Origin of the sequence: Klebsiella sp. Q11 (assembly GCF_964241505.1) — a bacterium.
GTDB classification, from domain to species: domain Bacteria; phylum Pseudomonadota; class Gammaproteobacteria; order Enterobacterales; family Enterobacteriaceae; genus Klebsiella; species Klebsiella michiganensis.
Genome location: NZ_CAXSXW010000004.1, coordinates 367233 through 387710 on the forward strand (window position 1 = coordinate 367233; position 20478 = coordinate 387710).

Annotated in this window: 17 protein-coding genes and 2 pseudogenes; 13 read left to right on the plus strand and 6 right to left on the minus strand. The window is 53.8% G+C overall.

Features of this window, described 5'->3' with window-relative positions:
• Positions 1–130 precede the first annotated feature (130 nt).
• Genes ybtP through ACESQ2_RS08940 form a run of 4 tightly spaced genes read left to right on the plus strand, consistent with a single transcriptional unit; the run spans position 131 to position 6243 of the window.
• Positions 131–1843, plus strand: coding sequence for a yersiniabactin ABC transporter ATP-binding/permease protein YbtP (gene ybtP, locus ACESQ2_RS08925; protein WP_046877587.1), 1713 nt, complete (start codon positions 131–133; stop codon positions 1841–1843).
• Entirely contained in the window at positions 1830–3632 is a 1803-nt protein-coding gene (ybtQ, locus tag ACESQ2_RS08930) for a yersiniabactin ABC transporter ATP-binding/permease protein YbtQ (protein ID WP_032719113.1), read from the plus strand. The genes ybtP and ybtQ overlap by 14 nt, the downstream gene beginning before the upstream one ends.
• Complete coding sequence (gene ybtX, locus ACESQ2_RS08935) at positions 3625–4905, plus strand: yersiniabactin-associated zinc MFS transporter YbtX (RefSeq protein ID WP_025106342.1); 1281 nt, start codon at positions 3625–3627, stop codon at positions 4903–4905. Before ybtQ ends, ybtX begins: the two co-directional genes overlap by 8 nt.
• Before the next feature lie 27 nt (positions 4906–4932).
• Positions 4933–6243, plus strand: a complete 1311-nt coding sequence (locus ACESQ2_RS08940) for a salicylate synthase (RefSeq protein WP_046877586.1) — start codon at positions 4933–4935, stop codon at positions 6241–6243.
• Between the two features lie 129 nt (positions 6244–6372).
• On the opposite strand, the gene ACESQ2_RS08945 is transcribed toward ACESQ2_RS08940, so the two are convergent.
• The 3 genes and pseudogenes from ACESQ2_RS08945 to ACESQ2_RS08955 all read right to left on the minus strand — a co-directional run.
• Positions 6373–6852, minus strand: a complete 480-nt coding sequence (locus ACESQ2_RS08945) for a type VI secretion system tube protein TssD (RefSeq protein ID WP_072057159.1) — start codon at positions 6850–6852, stop codon at positions 6373–6375.
• A 239-nt stretch (positions 6853–7091) separates the two neighbouring features.
• Positions 7092–7784: a hypothetical protein gene (locus ACESQ2_RS08950; RefSeq protein ID WP_046877585.1), complete on the minus strand. Its 693-nt coding sequence runs from the start codon at positions 7782–7784 to the stop codon at positions 7092–7094.
• Positions 7785–7828: 44 nt separating this feature from the next.
• A pseudogene (locus ACESQ2_RS08955) lies at positions 7829–8136 on the minus strand (helix-turn-helix domain-containing protein); the annotation flags it as partial.
• A 401-nt stretch (positions 8137–8537) separates the two neighbouring features.
• Here ACESQ2_RS08955 and ACESQ2_RS08960 point away from each other — a divergent pair.
• Complete coding sequence (locus tag ACESQ2_RS08960) at positions 8538–9821, plus strand: HAAAP family serine/threonine permease (RefSeq protein WP_014229376.1); 1284 nt, start codon at positions 8538–8540, stop codon at positions 9819–9821.
• 63 nt (positions 9822–9884) lie between these two features.
• Positions 9885–11252: an L-serine ammonia-lyase gene (locus ACESQ2_RS08965; protein WP_046877584.1), complete on the plus strand. Its 1368-nt coding sequence runs from the start codon at positions 9885–9887 to the stop codon at positions 11250–11252.
• Positions 11253–11325: 73 nt separating this feature from the next.
• On the opposite strand, the gene ACESQ2_RS08970 is transcribed toward ACESQ2_RS08965, so the two are convergent.
• Positions 11326–11763 (minus strand): helix-turn-helix domain-containing protein, encoded by a 438-nt coding sequence (locus tag ACESQ2_RS08970; RefSeq protein ID WP_224259990.1) that lies wholly within the window; start codon positions 11761–11763, stop codon positions 11326–11328.
• Positions 11764–12092: 329 nt separating this feature from the next.
• On the opposite strand from ACESQ2_RS08970, the gene ACESQ2_RS08975 reads away from it, so the two are divergent.
• The 7 genes from ACESQ2_RS08975 (at position 12093) to ACESQ2_RS09005 (ending at position 18335) form a co-directional block, all read left to right on the plus strand.
• Positions 12093–12950: a MurR/RpiR family transcriptional regulator gene (locus ACESQ2_RS08975; protein WP_025106346.1), complete on the plus strand. Its 858-nt coding sequence runs from the start codon at positions 12093–12095 to the stop codon at positions 12948–12950.
• 132 nt (positions 12951–13082) lie between these two features.
• Entirely contained in the window at positions 13083–14426 is a 1344-nt protein-coding gene (locus ACESQ2_RS08980; RefSeq protein WP_373170311.1) for an aspartate aminotransferase family protein, read from the plus strand.
• The gene (locus ACESQ2_RS08985) at positions 14423–14974 is read left to right on the plus strand and encodes a carboxymuconolactone decarboxylase family protein (protein ID WP_004850921.1); all 552 of its coding nucleotides are present in this window, start codon (positions 14423–14425) and stop codon (positions 14972–14974) included. The genes ACESQ2_RS08980 and ACESQ2_RS08985 overlap by 4 nt, the downstream gene beginning before the upstream one ends.
• Positions 14975–15106: 132 nt before the next feature.
• Positions 15107–15859, plus strand: a complete 753-nt coding sequence (glnH, locus tag ACESQ2_RS08990) for a glutamine ABC transporter substrate-binding protein GlnH (RefSeq protein WP_373170312.1) — start codon at positions 15107–15109, stop codon at positions 15857–15859.
• A 52-nt stretch (positions 15860–15911) separates the two neighbouring features.
• The gene (gene glnP, locus ACESQ2_RS08995; protein WP_001008622.1) at positions 15912–16568 is read left to right on the plus strand and encodes a glutamine ABC transporter permease GlnP; all 657 of its coding nucleotides are present in this window, start codon (positions 15912–15914) and stop codon (positions 16566–16568) included.
• A gap of 2 nt (positions 16569–16570) precedes the next feature.
• Positions 16571–17293, plus strand: coding sequence for a glutamine ABC transporter ATP-binding protein GlnQ (glnQ, locus tag ACESQ2_RS09000; protein WP_025106350.1), 723 nt, complete (start codon positions 16571–16573; stop codon positions 17291–17293).
• Positions 17294–17312: 19 nt separating this feature from the next.
• On the plus strand, positions 17313–18335 hold the full coding sequence (locus ACESQ2_RS09005; RefSeq protein ID WP_044112287.1) for an acyl-CoA--6-aminopenicillanic acid acyl-transferase: 1023 nt from the start codon (positions 17313–17315) through the stop codon (positions 18333–18335).
• A gap of 481 nt (positions 18336–18816) precedes the next feature.
• Here the strand turns inward: ACESQ2_RS09005 and ACESQ2_RS09010 are convergent, their stop codons facing one another.
• Both ACESQ2_RS09010 and ACESQ2_RS09015 read right to left on the minus strand, forming a co-directional pair.
• Positions 18817–19632 carry an APH(3')-I family aminoglycoside O-phosphotransferase gene (locus ACESQ2_RS09010; protein WP_046877577.1) on the minus strand — a complete coding sequence of 272 codons (816 nt, stop codon included), beginning with the start codon at positions 19630–19632 and terminating at the stop codon, positions 18817–18819.
• 116 nt (positions 19633–19748) lie between these two features.
• Positions 19749–20335 (minus strand): annotated as a pseudogene (locus ACESQ2_RS09015) (helix-turn-helix domain-containing protein); the annotation flags it as partial.
• Positions 20336–20478: the final 143 nt, after the last annotated feature.

The window sequence follows — 20478 nt, forward strand, 5'->3', positions numbered from 1 at the left end:
TGGCATCCATAAAAATTCATCAGGAAAATCAGCCGCTCCCATGTCATCTCACTCATCCAACACTGAATCGCTGTCCCGATTTCCTCTTTGGCAGGTGATTACCCCGGTTCGCCGGAAGGTGCTCCTGGCTATGGCGCTGGCGGGGCTGGCGGCCTTCACCAGCCTGGGGGCGCTGCTTTTTCTGGCATGGTGCCTGCGCGATCTGCGCGGGGCGCCTGACATCATCCCCGTCTGGCCGCTGAGCGGCGTAGTCGGCTGCGTGATAGCGACCTTTATCCTGCGCCTGCAGGCGTTCAATACCTCTCATTATGCGGCTTTCCATCTGGAGAATATTCTGCGCAGCAGATTAGCCCGCAAGACCCTACAGCTTGCGCCGGGCGCGTTACAGCAGATGGGCAGCGGATCGGTGGCGAAAGTAATGCTGGATGATGTGAAGTCGTTACATATTTTTGTTGCTGACAGCACGCCGCTCTATGCCCGCGCCATAATCATGCCGCTGGCGACTGTTGTTCTCGTATTCTGGCTGGACTGGCGACTGGCCATCGCGACGCTGGGGGTACTGGCGTTTGGTTCGGTGGTGCTGGTACTCGCCCGTCAGCGCTCGGAAAACATGGCTCAGCGCTATCATCAGGCGCGTGAACGGGTCAGCGCCGCGGTGATTGAGTTCGTACAGGCCATGCCGGTGGTGAGGACCTTTGATAGCGGCAGTACCAGCTTTTTGCGCTATCAACATGCCCTCGAAGAGTGGGTCGATGTGCTCAAAAGCTGGTATCGGCAGGCCGGATTTTCAGCGCGCTTTTCATTCTCAATTCTGAACCCGCTGCCGACCATATTCGTTCTTATCTGGTGCGGATACGGCCTGCTGCACGCTGGCAGTCTCGATTTTATCGCCTGGGTAGCCGTTTTACTGATAGCCAGCGGAATGGCCGAAGCGGTAATGCCGATGATGATGCTTAATAACCTGGTCGCGCAAACGCGTTTAAGCGTTCAGCGTATCTATCAGGTTCTCGCGATGCCGGAACTCTCGCGCCCGCGAGCCGATCGACAGCCGGAAGAGGCGAGTATCACCTTTGAGCAGGTAAGCTTTCATTATCCGCAAGCGCGGACTGGCGCCGCGTTGCAGGAGGTGAGCTTTCACGTGCCTGTCGGGCAAATTGTGGCGCTGGTAGGGCCAAGCGGCGCCGGGAAAAGCACCGTGGCGCGGCTGCTACTGCGTTACGCCGATCCCGACAAAGGCCATATTCGTATTGGCGGCGTGGATCTGCGCGATATGCGGATAGAGACCCTGATGAAGCAAATCTCGTTTGTGTTTCAGGACAACTTTCTTTTTGCCGACACGATCGCCAATAACATCCGTCTGGGCGCGCCGGATACGCCGCTGGAATCGGTGATAGCGGCGGCCAGAGTGGCGCAGGCGCATGAGTTTATAAGCGCGTTGCCGGAGGGTTACAGCACGCGGGTCGGGGAACGAGGGGTATTTCTCTCCGGCGGGCAGCGGCAGCGCATCACCATCGCCCGGGCGCTTTTGCAGGATCGTCCCATTCTGGTGCTTGATGAAGCGACGGCGTTTGCCGATCCGGAAGGTGAAGCGGCGCTTATCAAAGCCCTCGCGGCGGCCATGCGCGGCCGGACGGTCATCATGGTCGCGCATCGTCTCTCCATGGTGACTCAGGCCGATGTGATATTGCTGTTTTCCGACGGTCAGCTCCGGGAAAGCGGGAGCCACGGGCAGCTGTTGGCGCAGGGTGGCCTGTATCAACGGCTATGGCAACGCTATCAGCAGGCGCAGCAGTGGGCGCCGGGTGGAACGCAGGAAGAGGCGGTGCAAAATGAAAGACACTAACCCGGCGGATAATCTGGCCTGGCGCGCGATCTGGCGCCAGCTTATCTCCAGCGTGGGCAGTCAGGCGGGAACGCTGCGGCGCAGTCTGGTTGCTCTGCTGCTGGCGGCATTGATGCAGGGGATCGCCTTCGCCTGTCTCTATCCGATCGTTGATGCGCTGCTACGGAATGAAGCATCGCGGCTTCTTCACTGGGCTTTGGCCTTCAGCATTGCGGCGTTGGTGACGCTGGCGCTCCGCTGGTATGGGCTGGGCTTTGAATACCGCGGGCATCTGGCGCAGGCCACCCATGAGCTGCGCCTGCGCCTGGGCGAACAATTACGCCGCGTGCCGCTGGAGAGGCTCCAGCGCGGCAGAGCGGGCGAAACGAACGCCTTGTTGCTGGGCTCCGTGGATGAAAACCTCAATTATGTGATTGCGATAGCCAATATTTTACTGCTGACCATCGTCACGCCGCTGACGGCGTCGCTGGCGACATTGTGGATCGACTGGCGGCTGGGGCTGGTGATGCTGCTGATCTTCCCTTTGCTGGCGCCGTTTTATTACTGGCGCCGCCCGGCGATGCGGCGACAAATGCAGACCCTGGGCGAAGCGCATCAGCGGCTGAGCGGGGATATTGTTGAATTTGCGCAGGGGATGATGGTATTGCGTGCCTGCGGTAGCGATGCCGATAAAAGCCGGGCGCTGCGGGATCATTTTGATGCTCTGGAAAACTTACAGACCCGCACTCACCGCCAGAGCGCGGGCGCGACGATGCTGATCGCCGGCGTTGTGGAGCTGGGACTACAGGTGGTGGTGTTGTGCGGAATTATCTGGGTGGTCACGGGCACATTGAACCTCGCCTTTCTGATTGCCGCCGCCGCGATGATTATGCGTTTCGCTGAACCGATGGCCATGTTTATCAGCTACACCTCGGTGGTGGAACTGATTGCCAGCGCCTTACAGCGTATTGAGCAATTTATGGCGATCGCGCCGCTTCCCGTTGCCGAACGCGGGGAGATGCCGGAACGTTACGATATCCGCTTTGACAATATTCATTACCGCTATGACGACAGCGGCGATCCCGCGCTCAATGACCTCTCTTTGACCTTTCCGGCGGCCAGTATGAGCGCGCTGGTGGGCGCTTCCGGCGCAGGTAAAACCACGGTCAGCAAACTGTTAATGCGCTATGCCGATCCGCAGCAAGGGCGGATTTCTATCGGCGGCGTCGATATTCGTCGCCTGACGGCGGAGCAGCTCAACAGCCTGATTTCCGTCGTTTTCCAGGATGTCTGGCTGTTTGATGACACATTGCTGGCGAATATCCTGATTGCGCGCCCGCAGGCGACCCAGCAGGAAGTGGAAGAGGCCGCCCGAGCGGCGCAGTGTCTTGAATTCATTACCCGCCTTCCTCAAGGCTGGCTGACGCCAATGGGCGAGATGGGCGGACAGCTATCGGGCGGCGAGCGCCAGCGGATTTCCATTGCCAGGGCTTTATTGAAAGATGCGCCAATCGTCATTCTAGATGAGCCGACCGCCGCGCTGGATATCGATAGCGAGCTGGCGGTACAGAAAGCTATCGATAACCTGGTTCACAACCGGACGGTGATTATTATCGCCCATCGCCTGTCTACCATCGTCGGGGCCGGAAACATCCTGGTGATGGAGGAGGGCAAAGTGGTTGAACAGGGCACCCATGCGCAGCTGCTCTCTCTTCATGGGCGTTACCAGGCGCTGTGGCACGCGCAAATGGCCGCCCGCGTCTGGCGCGCCGAAGGGGGTTCCACGTCAGAGGAGGTGGCGCATGAGTGACGTTCCGTCGAATGTGAAACCGCTGACGTTAACCACCGGGCGGGTGATTTTCGCCATTGCCGGCATCTATGTGACACAGAGTCTGGTATCGGCGCTCTCGATGCAGTCCTTGCCCGCGCTGGTGCGCGCTGCTGGCGGATCGCTTGCGCTTGCCGGGGCGACAACCCTGTTCATGCTGCCCTGGGCGCTGAAGTTTATTTGGGCGCCGTGGGTCGAGCGCTGGCGGCTACCTCCTGGCAGCCCGCAGCGCCGTTCCCGCATGCTGATCCTGCGCGGGCAGGCTGCGCTCGCGGCGATCCTGGCGATTGCCGCCGCGATTGGCGGGACAGGGCGAGAAGGCGGATTGCCCGAAACGCTAGTCGTCGCGCTATTTGCGCTGTTTATGGTGGCAGGTACGGTCGCCTCCACTATTGATATCGCCAGCGACGGTTTTTGCGTCGATCAGCTGACCCGCGCAGGGTACGGTTGGGGAAACAGCGTGCAGGTCGGCGGCAGCTATCTGGGAATGATGTGCGGCGGCGGGGTGTTTCTGATGCTGTCGGCGACCGTCGGCTGGCCTGCGGCCATGCTGATGATGGCGGCGCTGATCCTGGTCTTGTCCGTACCCCTGTGGCGCATTGCCGAACCAACGCGCGCAGCATCTGTTCCGCATGTTCCGGCACTGGGTTATGCGCTTAGAAGGCGACAGGCTCGTCTGGGCTTAATGCTGGTATTGATGCTGAATTCCGGCATGCGGTTTGTGCTGCCTCTTCTGGCGCCGCTGCTGTTGGATCATGGTCTGAGCATGTCAGCGCTCGGCGCGCTGTTCAGCGGCGGTAATATTGCGGCGGGCATAGCCGGAACGCTGGCGGGTGGATTGCTGATGAAATGCCTCTCACCCGGCAGAGCGCTGTTTGCGGCTTATGGCGTGCAGGGCATCGCGCTGCTGGCGGTAGTGATGACGCTGCTGATAGCGCCGGGTCCTCTACTGCTGCCGATTCTCCAGGGGTTGATCGTTGTTCAATCTGTTTCGCTGGCCTGCGCGTTGGTCTGTCTTTACGCCACGCTGATGGCGCTTTCTTCGCCTTTGCAGGCCGGTGTCGATTTTACGCTCTTTCAATGTACTGACGCCGCCATCGCCATTCTGGCCGGCGTAGTCGGCGGCGTTGTCGCGCAGCGCTTTGGCTATGCGGCCTGCTTCCTGTTTGCCGGCGTATTCACGTTGCTGGCGGCGTGGATTGTTTCTATCCGACTGCGTTCGGCAAAAGAACTGATGACAAGCTCAATTGATTGATCCGGGAATAACACAGAGAGGTAAGGGATGAAAATCAGTGAATTTTTACACCTGGCGTTACCAGAGGAGCAATGGCTACCGATGATTTCTGGCGTCTTACGTCAGTTCGGAGATGAAGAGTGCTATGTCTATGAGCGCCAACCTTGCTGGTACATAGGTAGAGGATGCCAGGCGCAACTGCAGATTAATGCCGACGGCACCCAGGCGACATTCATTGATGATGCCGGAGAACAAAAGTGGGCGGTAGATTCGATTACCGACTGCGCGCGTCGTTTTATGACGCATCCGCGGGTGAGAGGATGCCGGGTATATGGCCAGGTTGGGTTCAACTTTGCGGCCCATGCGCGGGGAATGGCCTTTGATGCCGGCGAGTGGCCGCTGCTAACGTTAACCGCTCCCCGTGAAGAACTTATTTTTGAGAAAGGAAATGTTACCGTTTACGCGGACTCCGCCGACGGATGCCGCCGTCTGTGCGAGTGGGTAAAAGAGGTCGATACGGCGACACCATGCGGGCCAATGGTTGTGGATACCGCCCTGGACGGTGAAGCGTATAAACAGCAGGTTGCGCGCGCCGTTTCGGCGATCCGCCGCGGCGATTACGTTAAAGTCATTGTCTCACGAGCGATTCCTCTGCCGGCGCGAATTGATATGCCCGCTACGCTGCTATATGGACGACAGGCCAACACGCCCACCCGTACGTTTATGTTTCGCCAGCAAGGACGCGAGGCGCTGGGTTTTAGTCCGGAACTGGTGATGTCGGTGACGGGAAAGAAAGTGGTCACTGAACCGCTGGCGGGCACCCGCGATCGCATGGGCGATACGGCGCATAATCAGGCAAATGAGAGGGAGCTGCTGCACGACGGTAAAGAGGTGCTTGAGCATATCCTCTCGGTCAAAGAAGCCATTGCCGAACTGGAGGCGGTTTGCCAGCCCGGCAGCGTGGTGGTCGAGGATTTGATGTCGGTTCGCCAGCGCGGCAGCGTCCAGCATCTGGGGTCTGGCGTCAGCGGCCAGCTCGCGGAAGATAAGGATGCCTGGGATGCGTTTACCATGCTGTTTCCGTCAATTACCGCGTCAGGTATCCCTAAAAAAGCGGCCCTCAACGCGATCATGCAAATTGAAAAAACGCCGCGGGAGCTCTATTCAGGCGCAATCCTGCTGCTGGAAGATACGCGCTTCGATGCGGCGTTAGTACTGCGTTCCGTGTTTCAGGATAGCCAGCGCTGCTGGATACAGGCGGGGGCGGGTATCATCGCGCAATCTACGCCGGAGCGCGAACTGACGGAAACCCGGGAGAAATTAGCGAGCATTGCGCCCTATTTAAAGGTGCCCGCATGACGGTTATCGACCCTGTTTAAGGTTAAAAGTGCCAGCAGGCTGGCACTCTCTTTTGCCGGGTTCAGGCGCTTATTGTGCGTCGGCCAGCGCCAGCATCCATGGGCTGCACGGAGGTCAGAAACTTCGTCATTAGGCACAACAACGATCGATCCATGAATCACGATAAATAATATTACCCTCCGTATACTTCCAGGTAATCGCCTCATAACGCAATTCGAGTGTTTCCAGATGTGTGCTACTCATGCCATTAGGGGCAAGGTATGGGGAAACCGTCGTTATTTTGACGTTTTCCAGGATGATATTGAAATATTCTGACTCAATGCCCGATTCCAGTATTCGGTACATCTTGATTGTTGCTTTTTTCAGTGTTCGGCCTTCACATACGGCGCGATACAGAACAGGTGTCGTTTGGTCAAATTCTTTCACTATCGTGATCGGGCTATGAACGCGCGTTCCAGTAAGTTTGCCCCAACTGGGGTCTACTGGAATGGTTACACCATGCGAAAATGATTTTAATTCTATAGAACCTAAACGCAGGGGCATTAAACAACTGCCAACAATCGGCGATCCGTTTTCATCTTCAAGCCATAAATGAGCGGGAGTAGACATATAATTTCCTTATCAGTGATGATTTAAATAACAGTGATATTCACCCTGTCACCATTTACAATAACGCGTAAAAACAACAATCATAATCATGGCAAATACGCCTATAGGCCAAACAGGGCTCTCAGGAAAAAAATACCCCTGAAGCAGCGCAAAAATAATCGTGAGGATCACAGGTCCGTACAACGATGATAAAAACCTGAGTTGCCACAGTAGAAATTTCTTTAGTGATTGAATCATGATTATCTAATCATCCGGGTGATAATATTTGCTATGCCAGAATCAGACACCCATTGCGCTTCAAAGGCACCTGCGCGCTCGAATAGGGGCTCAATCAAAAAATACATCATTTCTAGTTGTTGCATGTAAAGTGCTGAATAATAGGCTGGGTATTGGACGTGTAAACGATGGGCGCTATCCGCCGCTTTCTGAACCAAACCATATGTAGCCAAAACCCCCGCAACCGTACCCGCAGCGCGTCCCGTAAGGGCACTGAGTTGCATACTTAGATTCAATCCAATACGAATGCTGGTAGCGACCGCTAAAGCGTACCCTGCACCTGTAAGGGTGCTGGCAGCGATATGGACATTCACGGCCATAAGCGCTTTTTTAATATGCTCTAATTGAGCATTAGTTTTGTATTTGAATATTTCCTCAAAGTAGACCCGAAGCATTTCAAAGACAACGTCACCATGCTGGATAATGCGTATAACAGCATTCCTGAAGCGCAAATCTTCTGTCTTTTGCTGCTGGCAAACATCGTTGTATTCGTCGGTGAAACAGGACGTGTAATACAGCAGGCGGGTTGCCCCCTTCCCTAATGCATCAACCTGGTTTCTGACCTTTTCGCCGACAGCAGAAACAGCATGATCGAGCTTCAGCGCAAGAATCTTGTTGGCTTGTAGGTAACTGATGACTTCATTGTTGTTGTACATAATCGCTCCTTGCTGATTTTTATTAAATCCGGTTTTCCATTATTTCCCCGGGAAAGCGTCCGATAGACCGTGGGGCGGGAGACGGAGAATAATTCAACCAGATCGCTGATAGAGCATTCACCGCTTCCGTGCATCCTGCAAAGCTCTTTCTGCTGTTTATCTAACAGCGTCGACTGCTTCCCCCGCAGTTTTCCTTGCCCCGGGTAATAGCCATCTCTTCGCGCGTGCGAAGACGTATCAAGTCTCCTTCGAATTCGACAAACGTTGCCAGCACGTTAAAGAACATCTTAACCATCGAATCCGCAGGGTCGTAGAGGCTGTTGCCCAAAGCAAGCTCTACGCCACGGGCCTTTCTTGTCCGTCATTTTATGGCCTGAGTAAAGAGCACTACAAGGGCTTTTAGCGAAAATTGAGGGGGAGGGTGTCTATTTCCTTGCCCCTGATTTTTTGCGTTTTATTAATCGTATGACAAATAGTGGTTGTTATCTCTGCACGTGAATTATATAAATATCCAGCAAGTTAAGCACTCCCATATAAATAATAACGTATTAAAAGTGATACTTTAAAAAATAATAAGATTTCAGTACTAATTTTGATACGTTAAAAGCTGCCACTATAAATCAGGTTATGTGATCGCTGTTAGTGAATCAGCATAGTTGCATTTTATAAAATAGCCAAACAAACACAGCGTTTTTATTACCTGAATCAGAGTCAAATTAATTTGACCCTACTCTATATTACTGAGGCCATATTATGGAAACCGTTCAAAATACCCTCGTTGCTCGCGAGAGCAGCGGCTGGAGAAAAAGTGATACCGTGTGGATGCTGGGCCTGTACGGTACCGCAATTGGTGCAGGGGTGCTTTTCCTGCCAATTAACGCCGGGGTTGGCGGTTTAATTCCGTTAATCATCATGGCCATTCTTGCCTTCCCGATGACCTTTTTTGCCCACCGCGGTTTAACCCGTTTTGTCCTGTCGGGCAAAAATCCGGGAGAAGATATTACCGAAGTGGTGGAAGAACATTTCGGCACCGGTGCAGGTAAGCTTATCACGCTGCTTTATTTCTTCGCTATTTATCCGATTCTGCTGGTTTATAGCGTTGCTATTACCAACACCGTCGACAGCTTTATTACTCACCAGCTTGGTCTGGTGTCTCCGCCGCGCGCTATTTTGTCGCTGATTTTAATTGTCGGCATGATGGGGATTGTCCGCTTTGGCGAAAAAATGATTGTTAAGGCCATGAGCGTGCTGGTGTTTCCGTTCGTGTTCGCGTTGATGATATTGGCGCTGTATTTGATCCCGCAATGGAACGGCGCGGTACTGGATACGCTGTCGCTGAGCAGCGCTTCGGCAACGGGAAATGGTCTGTGGATGACCCTGTGGCTAGCCATCCCGGTCATGGTCTTCTCCTTCAACCATTCGCCGATTATCTCCTCTTTTGCGGTGGCTAAACGTGAAGAATATGGCCAGGACGCCGAGCGCAAATGCTCCCGTATTCTGGGCTTCGCCCACATCATGATGGTGCTGACGGTGATGTTCTTTGTGTTCAGCTGCGTACTGAGCCTCTCCCCGGAAAACCTGGCGGAAGCGAAAGCGCAGAACATCTCCATCCTTTCATATCTGGCGAACCACTTTAACGCGCCGGTGATTGCCTGGATGGCGCCGATCATCGCGATGATTGCGATTACTAAATCTTTCCTCGGCCACTACCTCGGCGCGCGTGAAGGCTTCAACGGCATGGTGATTAAGTCACTGCGCGGAAAAGGGAAATCGATCGAAATCAACAAACTGAACAAGATCACCGCGCTGTTCATGCTGGTGACCACCTGGATTGTTGCCACCCTGAACCCCAGCATCCTGGGGATGATTGAAACGCTGGGCGGCCCGGTCATCGCGATGATCCTGTTCCTGATGCCAATGTATGCCATCAACAAAGTACCGGCCATGCGCAAGTACAGCGGCCACATCAGCAACGCGTTTGTGGTGGTGATGGGACTGATCGCCATCTCCGCTATTTTCTTCTCTCTGTTCAGCTAAGTTTTCAGCGCCGCCTGTCACCGGCGGCGCATCCGTTTTGCTATGTAACCGCGTGGGTGCCATATGATTAGCATTTTCGATATTTTCAAAATCAGCATCGGGCCGTCCAGCTCACATACCGTTGGGCCGATGAAAGCGGGAAAACAGTTTGTTGATACCCTGCAGGAAAAAGGCCTGCTGCATAAAGTGACTCGGCTGGTGGTGGATGTGTATGGTTCCCTCTCATTGACGGGTAAAGGTCACCATACCGATATCGCCATAATTCTTGGTCTGTCAGGGTATCTACCTGATACCGTTGATATCGACGCCATTCCGGGCATTATTCGCGATGTCAACACCATGCATCGTCTGTTTATTGAAGAAGGCCAGCGCGAGATACAGTTCCCGGTGGCGGAGTGCATGCGCTTTCACAATGAGTTTCTGCCGCTGCACGAAAACGGGATGAGCATTACGGCGTTTTGCGATGGCAAAATCGTCCACTTCCAGACTTACTATTCCATCGGCGGCGGTTTTATCGTCACGGAGGAAAACTTTGGTAAGAACCTGGAGGCGGAGGTGGATATTCCGTTCCCGTTCTATTCTGCCCGCAACCTGCTGGCGCACTGCCAGAACAACTGCCTGTCGATTTCCGCCGTGATGATGAAAAACGAGATCGCCCGCCACGGCCGGGAGACCGTTGAGCAAAATATGGCGAAAATCTGGGAGACCATGAGAAACGCCATTAACCGGGGGATGAATACGGAAGGTATTTTACCGGGGCCGCTGAAAGTGCCGCGCCGGGCTTCTGCGCTGCACCGCGTGCTGGCACCGCAGAGCCAGTCGATTACGCCACTGAGCGCGATGGATTGGGTCAATATGTTCGCCATGGCGGTGGGGGAAGAGAACGCGTCGGGCGGGCGAGTGGTAACCGCGCCGACCAACGGCGCCTGCGGCATTGTCCCGGCGGTACTGGCCTATTACGATCGTTTTATCAAAGAGGTGACGCCGGAAATCTATATGCGCTATTTCCTGACGGCGGGCGCAATAGGCATTCTGTACAAGATGAATGCCTCCATTTCCGGGGCAGAGGTCGGTTGTCAGGGTGAAGTGGGCGTGGCCTGCTCGATGGCGTCAGCCGGACTGGCCGAGCTGCTGGGTGGCAGTCCGGAGAAGGTGTGCATCGCCGCGGAGATCGGCATGGAGCATAACCTCGGCCTGACCTGCGATCCGGTGGCCGGCCAGGTGCAGGTGCCGTGCATCGAGCGTAACGCGATTGCGGCAGTGAAGGCGATAAACTCGGCCAGTATGGCGATGTACCGTACCAGCGATCCGAAAGTCTCACTGGATAAAGTTATCGAAACGATGTTTGAGACGGGCAAAGATATGAACGCCAAGTACCGTGAAACCGCCCGGGGCGGTCTGGCGATTAAAGTCGCGGTGTGTGAATCCTGAGCCCCCTAAAAACCGCCTGCCTGAGCCGCAGGCGGTTTTCTCTTCCCTGGACTTTAAAATCGCATGAAGCCTGTTATTTTTTCTCTCCGTCGGACGGCGTAAAAGACCACACCACGCTGTTAGAAGCCGATGAGGTGTACCATTCGTTAATCGTGGCGTCAGCCTCGTTGGTCTGGGTAGCGGCGGGCAATTTCTCTTTTAGCTGATGCGTTTTTTTCCGAATACGGATACGGGAAGGGGTTTCGGCATTGAGCTGCGCCTTAAATGTACGCATGTGCGAGTCAAATAAAATCGACTCCAGCTGGTGCAGCCGATCGAGACCGCGCAAAATACCAATCAGCGTACTGAGGGTAACGGATTCGCCTAATTCAACGCGTTTAATGGTTGCCGCGCCGACCTGAGCGCGTTCGGCCAGCTCAATCTGTGACAGGCCCAGCTGTATACGCGTTTCTTTAATTCTTCGGCACAGTTCAGAAATAATTTCACTGTCGGGCATGGTACTGAAACGCATCTTAATTCCTCTACTGCGTAATAAAACCTGACTAATTATTTAGCAAGCCAATTTATAAATAAAGCGAATAATTTCTCTTTTGCGATAGCGGCGACAATGTTTTTTGCCAATGCCATCAAAGAGTTGGGTATAGGGTCGCTCCTGCGAATCCCGCGGTTTCAGGCGCCGAATAAAGAGGCTTCGGATCAATCGCCTGGGGCGATACTCCGTGGCGCAGGGATGAGCCTCCGTCTCTGCCATAATGCAATTACGGCGAATTATGGTTATATATATCCCTTTCTGCGGCCCGGTTTCGCCGCAGCCACTCTTACGGATGATAACGATACGCCATGAATCTTCGTGAAAATATTGTGAGCCAATTCAGCCTGCTGTCGCCCGAACTCCAGCGCGCGGCGGAATTTTCCCTGCAAAATGCCAACCAACTGGTGGTGCAATCAATGCGCGCCTTCGCCGCGGAAGCCGGCGTTAAGCCTGCCACGCTGCTACGCCTGGCGCAGCGTCTGGGCTATAACGGTTGGCGGGAGCTGAAAAGCGCATTTATCGACGATCTCGGCTTAGGAAATGATACATATGTATCTAAGGCTGAAAAATTGATCGCGAAAGGAACGCAGCCCGCGCTGTACGAAGAGGTGTTCCTCGCGCATCAGGCCAATCTGGCATTCACTCAGGCAGAGAATCAACACGCTATGCAGCAAGCGGTGACGTTGCTGGATGAAGCGAAGCAGGTCTATATTTGCGGCTTCCGCGCCAGCTTTCCTATCGCCTGGTCGTTGTTTTATGTCTATCGATTGTTCAATCGCCAGGTATCGCTGATTGACGGGCTGGCCAGTAATATCGAAGTCTTCACCCGTGAGATCAACGCGGAAGACTGCCTGCTATTGACCAGTTTTTCTCCCTATTCCCGCGAATCTCTCGACGTTCTCAATGCAGCCAGGCAGGCAGGGGCACGGATTATCGCCATCACCGACTCTCCGGTTTCGCCGCTGGCGCAAGCGGCGGACTGCACGTTGCTTTTCTCCCTCAGCAGCCCCTCTTTTTTCCCTTCGATAGTGTCCGGTATGGGCGTCGCCGAGTGTTTGCTGGCGATGCTGGTTGCCCGCCACGGTAGGGAGGCGGTGAATAAAATTGAGAGCGCAGAACGTTATCTGCAACGCTCCGGGGCGTATGTGATGCCCGATAAATCCTGATAAATGATTCATTTGCTTTTATCATAAGAAAATTAAATACATTTGAATCATTATTGAATTGACGAGATTCAAATGGATCCTGCAAGATGCTTTCAACTTACGTGAAAGCGATTTCTAAAGCAGGATAAAAGCATGAGTCAAATCATTCACCGCAGCCTCCGTACCACCCCGGCAGTGGCAGTCAGTGCCCAGGGCGCTTACATCACCGATGCCAGTGGTCAACGCTATCTGGACGCCTGCGGCGGGGCGGCGGTTTCTTGTCTGGGTCATGCCCACCCGGATGTGCTGGCGGCGATGCACCGGCAGATCGATCGGTTGGCCTATGCCCACACCAGTTTTTTCACCAGCGATACGGTGGAACAACTGGCAGAGCAGCTTGTCCGCACCGCGCCCGGTTCTCTGAACTATGCCTATTTCGTCTCCGGCGGATCGGAAGCGGTTGAAACGGCGCTGAAGCTGGCGCGCCAGTATTTTGTGGAGATCGGGCAGTCGGATCGCACGCTATTTATTGCCCGTAAACAAAGCTACCACGGCAATACGCTGGGTGCGCTGGCCGTTGGCGGTAACGAGTGGCGCCGCCGCCAGTTCGCGCCGCTGCTGATGGATGTGGTGCGCGTGTCGGCCTGTAATGAGTACCGTGACCGTGAGGCGGGTGAAAGCCAGCAGCAATATACCGAGCGCTTACTTGGCGAACTCGAAGCGGCAATTCTGGACGCCGGGCCGGAAAAAATTATCGGTTTTATCGCCGAAACGGTGGTTGGCGCAACCACTGGCGCAATGCCGCCTACGCCGGGTTATCTGCAAGGCGTTCGTCGGCTGTGTGATAAATACGGCATTCTGTATATCGCCGATGAGGTGATGTGCGGCATGGGCCGTACCGGCACGTTGCACGCCTTTGAACAGGATGGCGTTGTCCCTGACATCGTGACCATCGCAAAAGGTTTAGGCGGGGGTTATCAGCCCATTGGCGCAGTGCTGGCCAGTGAGCAAATCGTCGCCGCGCTGCAAGCCGGTAGCGGAATGTTCCAGCATGGTCACACCTACATCTGCCACCCGACAGCCGCAGCGGCTGCGCTGGCCGTGCAGCAGGTTATCGAGCGAGATCGTTTGCTCGAGCAGGTGCAGCAGCAGGGCGCGTATTTGCAGCAGGCGCTGCATGATGTGCTCGGCGGATTACCGTATGTCGGTGATACGCGCGGTCGCGGTTTGTTCGCCGGCGTGGAGCTGGTATGCGATAAAGAGCGCAAAACGGCATTCGATCCGCTGCTGAAGCTGCATGCGGCTATCAAAGCGCAGTGCATGGCGCACGGGCTGCTGGTCTATCCGATGGGCGGAACCATTGATGGCCTGCGGGGCGATCATATTCTGATTGCGCCGCCGTTTATTGTCAGCCGGTCAGAACTCGATTTCGTGGTGGATACCCTGCACAAGGTCATCAGCGAAGAGACGCATAAACTGATGAGACGTCAGCCATGAACCGTTTACCTGCGCTGTCAGAACAGCAGTGGAGCGATGAACAACGCCAGCTTGCGGAGGAGATTATCAACGGGCCGCGCGGCGCGCTGCTGCCGCCGTTTGAACCGTTGTTGCGCAGCCCGGAACTGATGGCCCATGCGCAGCGAATGGGGGAGTATCTGCGCTACCGTAGCGCGCTGGGGCAGCGGTTGTCGGAACTGGCCATCCTGCTGACCGCGCGTCACTGGTCGCAGCCGGTTGAATGGGCCATTCATGCGCCAATAGCCAGGGAAAAAGGGATCCCGGCGCAGGCGGTGCAGGCAATCAATGAACGGCGTCAACCAGAGGCGCTGGCGGCTGATGAATGGGTGGTTTACCATTTTTGCCAGCAGCTGCATCAGCATAAAAAAGTCAGCGATGATATCTGGCAACAGGCAATCGATCTCTGGGGGGAAAAGGGCGTTGTCGATCTGATTGGCATCAACGGTTATTACAGCTTTCTTTCAATGATTATGAACGGCGCGCAGACGCCAGTACCCGACACCAGGGATTTTATTCTTCCCGCATAAATAATTCGCACGCCTTCATTTTTATATCGCGTGCGAATGTAGGGATACTGTTTTTATTCTCAACGCCAATATCAGTTTTAGGGTATTGCGTGAAAACTCCTGTCTGCTGTCTTAATTACGCTGAGGATTATTATGTCTGCATTATTGAAAAAATTAAAGATTACCCTGGCACTGGTTGCCTGTTCGGCGAGTTTTGCCGTCATGGCACAAGATAAATTATTAGTCGGTGTGGATACCGCCTTCGTTCCCTTTGAATTTAAGCAAGACAATAAATATGTTGGTTTTGATATCGATTTATGGGAAGCCATTGCGAAGAAAATGAATGTCAGCTACGAATTACGCCCTATGGATTTCGGCGGTTTAATTCCTGGGCTGCAATCGCGTAATTTAGATGTGGCAATGGCCGGGATCACCATTACCGATGCCCGCAAACAGGTCGTTGATTTCAGCGAGGGTTATTACGATGCGGATCTCTTAATGGCGGTGAAAAGTGGTGATAATTCCATCACCAAATTCAGCGAGCTGGCCGGTAAAAAAGTGGGGCTGAAGCAGGGCACCGCCGCGGCCAGTTTTATGAAATCCAAATATAAAGCCAACTATGTCGAATTCCCCAATATTGATAACGCCTATCTCGACCTGCAGGCAGGCAACCTGGACGCGGTCGTTCACGACTCCCCGAACGTGCTCTACTACGTGAAAACCGCAGGTGGCGGTAAGGTAAAATCGACCGGGGAAACGGACAGCATTCTGCCGCAGAAATACGGTTTTGCCCTGCAGAAAAACAGCAGCCTGACGCCGAAGGTCGATGCCGCGTTAAAGGCATTACGCGCGGATGGCACCTACGACAAGATTTATTTCAAATGGTTTAACAAGCAACCTAAATAATCCCCGCCGGGCCGGGTAACCCCGGCCAGAACCGAGAGTAATAGACTGCATTATGAATTTCGAAACGAAATATATATGGGAATCCCTGCCGTTATTATTACAGGGGCTGCAGCTGACAATATTGATCTCTATGGTCGGTTTGGCGGGCGGCTTTATCATCGGTCTGCTGGCAGGAATCTGTCGTGCACTGGGAGGCGGTATTGCGAAAACGTTATCATTAATTTTTGTCGAATTGATTCGCGGTACGCCAATTATGGTACAGGTGATGTTTATCTATTTTGCCTTGCCAATGATTCTGCCTGTTCGTATCGACCCTATCACGGCCGCGATGGTCACCATTATTATTAACTCCGGCGCGTATATTGCGGAAATTACGCGCGGCGCAATTTTGTCCATCAATAGAGGATTTAAAGAAGCCAGTCTGGCGATGGGATTATCGCAGCGCGCAACGCTATGGCACGTGATTATGCCGCTGGCCCTGCGCCGCATGATCCCGGCGTTGGGCAACCAGTGGATTATCAGCATTAAAGACACCTCGCTGTTCATTGTTATCGGCGTCGCGGAATTAACGCGCCAGGGGCAGGAGATCATCGCCGGGAACTTCCGTGCCCTTGAGGTCTGGACAGCGGTAGCCCTGATTTATCTTGCCGTCACCCTGTGCCTGAGCTTCCTGCTGAAGCAACTGGAGAAAAGGATCCATATTTTATGAGCATGGTTGAATTTAGCGCGGTCGCTAAACATTTCGGCACCACCCAGGTGCTGCACGATATCAATCTGAAAATTGATGCCGGTGAAGTGGTCGTGATTATCGGTCCTTCAGGTTCAGGTAAATCGACGCTGCTGCGTTGTATCAACAAGCTGGAAGAGATCTCCTCCGGCACCTTGCTGGTTGCCGGGATGCACCTGACCGATCCCCACGTCAACGAGTGCGAAATCCGCCGCGAAGCGGGGATGGTATTCCAGCAGTTTCATCTGTTTCCGCATCTGACGGCGCTGGAAAATGTGATGTTTGGGCCTATCCGCGTACGCAAAATGAGTCAAGCGGCAGCCCGCGAACAGGCGCTGGCGCTGCTGGAACGTGTCGGCCTGGGCGAACGGGCCGAGCACTATCCGTCGGAGCTTTCAGGCGGCCAGCAGCAGCGCGTGGCTATCGCCCGCGCGCTGGCGGTGAAACCGAAAATGATGCTGTTTGATGAGCCAACCTCTGCGCTCGATCCGGAGTTGCGCCATGAAGTATTAAAAGTGATGCGTTCACTGGCGGATGAAGGGATGACCATGATTATAGTGACGCACGAGATTGGCTTTGCACGCGATGTGGCCTCTCGATTGATTTTTATCGATGGTGGAACCATTGCTGAAGATGGCCCACCTGATATCCTGCTGAATGCCAGTAGCAATCCGCGCCTGAAAGAATTTTTACAGCACGTTTCCTGAACATAAGTGAATCCATCCCATGAAGAAAATCGACATCAGTGGTTCCCCGTTTGAGATTGGCCTTCGCCTTGGCGAGCTTGGCCGTGAAGCATGGCATCAGAAACTGATGCTCACGCCATTGTGGCAAACGGTGATGACCCTGCAGGCATCCCCTGAGACCCGGTTAATGCGCACCGAGGTGCAGCGGCATTATCCGCTCATCTGGCAGGAGCTGGAGGGGTTGGCGCAGGGGCTGGAGGCTACTGTTGATCAGGTCTTTGCCTGGAACTGCCGTGGCGATCTGGTGCGCTCAACGTCGGATGGCTGTACGACGGTGGCCGGGGTAAACGCCGCAGGCGAGCGGATTATCGCGCACAATGAAGACGGTTTTCCTCAGTTACGGGATGAATGCTTGCTGGCTACCATTACCCCGAGTCGCGGTCTGAGCTTTACGAGTTTTGCCTATCCGGGGTCGATTTGCGGCCACACCTTTGCGGTGAATGAAAAAGGTGTCGTTAACACGGTGAATAACATCCGTGCAGTGCATCGTCCGCAGGGATTACCGCGTCAGATCCTGGCTCGCGCCTCGCTGAATGCGAACACCCTCGACGAGGCCATCACTATACTTACCGGCCAGCCGCGATCCGGGGCGTTTCACCATACGCTCGGGCAGCTGGGCGATACGCGGCTGTTCAGCGTTGAGGCCACCGGGCAAGGCTGTTCCGTTCTCCCCCTGACGACGGTAACCGGGCATGCCAACCATCTGGTGCATGCGGCACTGGCTGGCGTTGAGCAGATCGTTACCGACAGTTCAGCGTCGCGGCAGTTACGCCTCGTGCAGTGGCGGGAAACGCAACCTCCGTTTGACGCCGCGGCGGCAAAAGCCATTCTCTCAGATACCCATGACGCCGAACTGCCAATTTACCGGCTGGCTGCCGACGATCCGGATGAGGAGAACACCCTCGCCACGGCAGTTTTCACCCTCGATGCCAACCACGTCAGGTGGCAAATTTTCGACATTAACCGCGACGATGCTAAATTTCAGGGAGAAGTGCGTGGGTGAGATAGCAGGTCGTCAGTCATAAAGGGCAGGGTAGTACCGTTGGCCCGGCGTTCGATAGTACCGTCCGGATACTGCCAGATATCGGCGTCTTGAGCGATGTCCTGAAGCGCGGTGTCCGGAATTTCAGGTTTGTGTCTCTATACGATTCGGGCCATCGCCGTTTCTCATCTGCCTCGTGCGTGCCGAAGCATACTCTCACGGACATACTACGAAAAACAAAATGTCTTGTTCAGTTAAGTATGGCTTTCAGGACATTGCCTGTTAATTAGCCCTTACACCTTAGTTGATGATTTCAAGGTTACCGCTGTTTCTGCTTTCTTATCCTTTCGTATGTCGCCTGCATCTCACTAAAAAATTATGAGTAAAGGATTATGTCCACGATAAGCACCTGGGTCGATTCCTGGGAGGCGGCCATGAGGGTAGGGAAGCGCCGTCCCGTCAAGTCAGCGTAATGCTCTGCCAGTGTTACAACCAATTCTGATTAGAAAAACTCATCGAGCATCAAATGAAACTGCAATTTATTCATATCAGGATTATCAATGCCATATTTATGAAAAAACCGTTTCTGTAATGAAGGAGAAAACTCACCGAGGCAGTTCCATAGGATGGCAAGATCCTGGTATCGGTCTGCGATTCCGACTCGTCCAACATCAATACAACCTATTAAATTCACCTCGTCAAAAATAAGGTTATCAAGTGAGAAATCACCATGAGTGACGACTGAATCCGGTGAGAATGGCAAAAGCTTATGCATTTCTTTCCAGACTTGTTCAACAGGCCAGCCATTACGCTCGTCATCAAAATCACTCGCATCAACCAAACCGTTATTCATTCGTGATTGCGCCTGAGCGAGACGAAATACGCGATCGCTGTTAAAAGGACAATTACAAACAGGAATCGAATGCAACCGGCGCAGGAACGCTGCCAGCGCATCAACAATATTTTCACCTGAATCAGGATATTCTTCTAATACCTGGAATGCTGTTTTCCCGGGGATCGCAGTGGTGAGTAACCATGCATCATCAGGAGTACGGATAAAATGCTTGATGGTCGGAAGAGGCATAAATGCTGTCAGCCAGTTTAGTCTGACCATCTCATCTGTAACATCATTGGCAACGCTACCTTTGCCATGTTTCAGAAACAACTCTGGCGCATTGGGCTTCCCATACAATCGATAGATTGTCGCACCTGATTGCCCGACATTATCGCGAGCCCATCTATACCCATATAAATCAGCATCCAGGTTGGCATTTAATCGCGGCCTCGAGCAAGACGTTTCCCGTTGAATATGGCTCATAACACCCCTTGTATTACTGTTTATGTAAGCAGACAGTTTTATTGTTCATGATGATATATTTTTATCTTGTGCAATGTAACTGTGGATTCTTTACACCATCGTATAATGTGATCCTGCTTTTCCAGGTAGCCCCGGGTGGCCTCAAAATAGGTGAATGTCGATTCCGGTTTTACAAATCGAAGCTGCATCAGGTGGCTCGTCGCGTCGTCGACGTAGACCAGTGCGGTACAGGCGGGTGCACGGTTCTCGAACCAGCGATGGTTGCTTGCAGCCATCAATCTGCATCAGTTCGCCGCAGCAGGCCCGGCGATAGCGTGGCTGCTGAATTTTCGGCGCACGTTGTTTGCGGGGGATCCGGAGACCGGCTTTGACCATGAGTGAACGGACGGTCTCTTTGGACAGGTGAACATCGTGCAGTTCTGCGAGTTTCACATATGCAAGCGTCGGCCCAAAGTCGGTATAGCGATCTCGGATTATATTGAGCGCATACTGTGCAAAACCATCAGGCAGCTGGTTATTGCTGGGGTTTCCTCGACGGCGGTTAGCCATACCAGACGGGCCAGATTCACGGTAACGCGACAGAAGACGCCGGCACTGACGAGCGGAGATACCCAGGCGCTGCGCGACCATCTGCGTTGTCAGGTACCGGTCGACAACGTGGGTTAACTTCATCCAAAGTAAAAAACTGCGCTGAATGGGCCATGAGCAGAATCCCGGGATGGTTAACTGAGTTCTGATCAAAACCGCATAATCTTGCTGCCTCTACATTTGTCAAGGCTCAATTGAAATGTCCGTTATCCAGCTCAATTAAAATGACCACTTTGATCTCTCATTCTCTTTACTGAT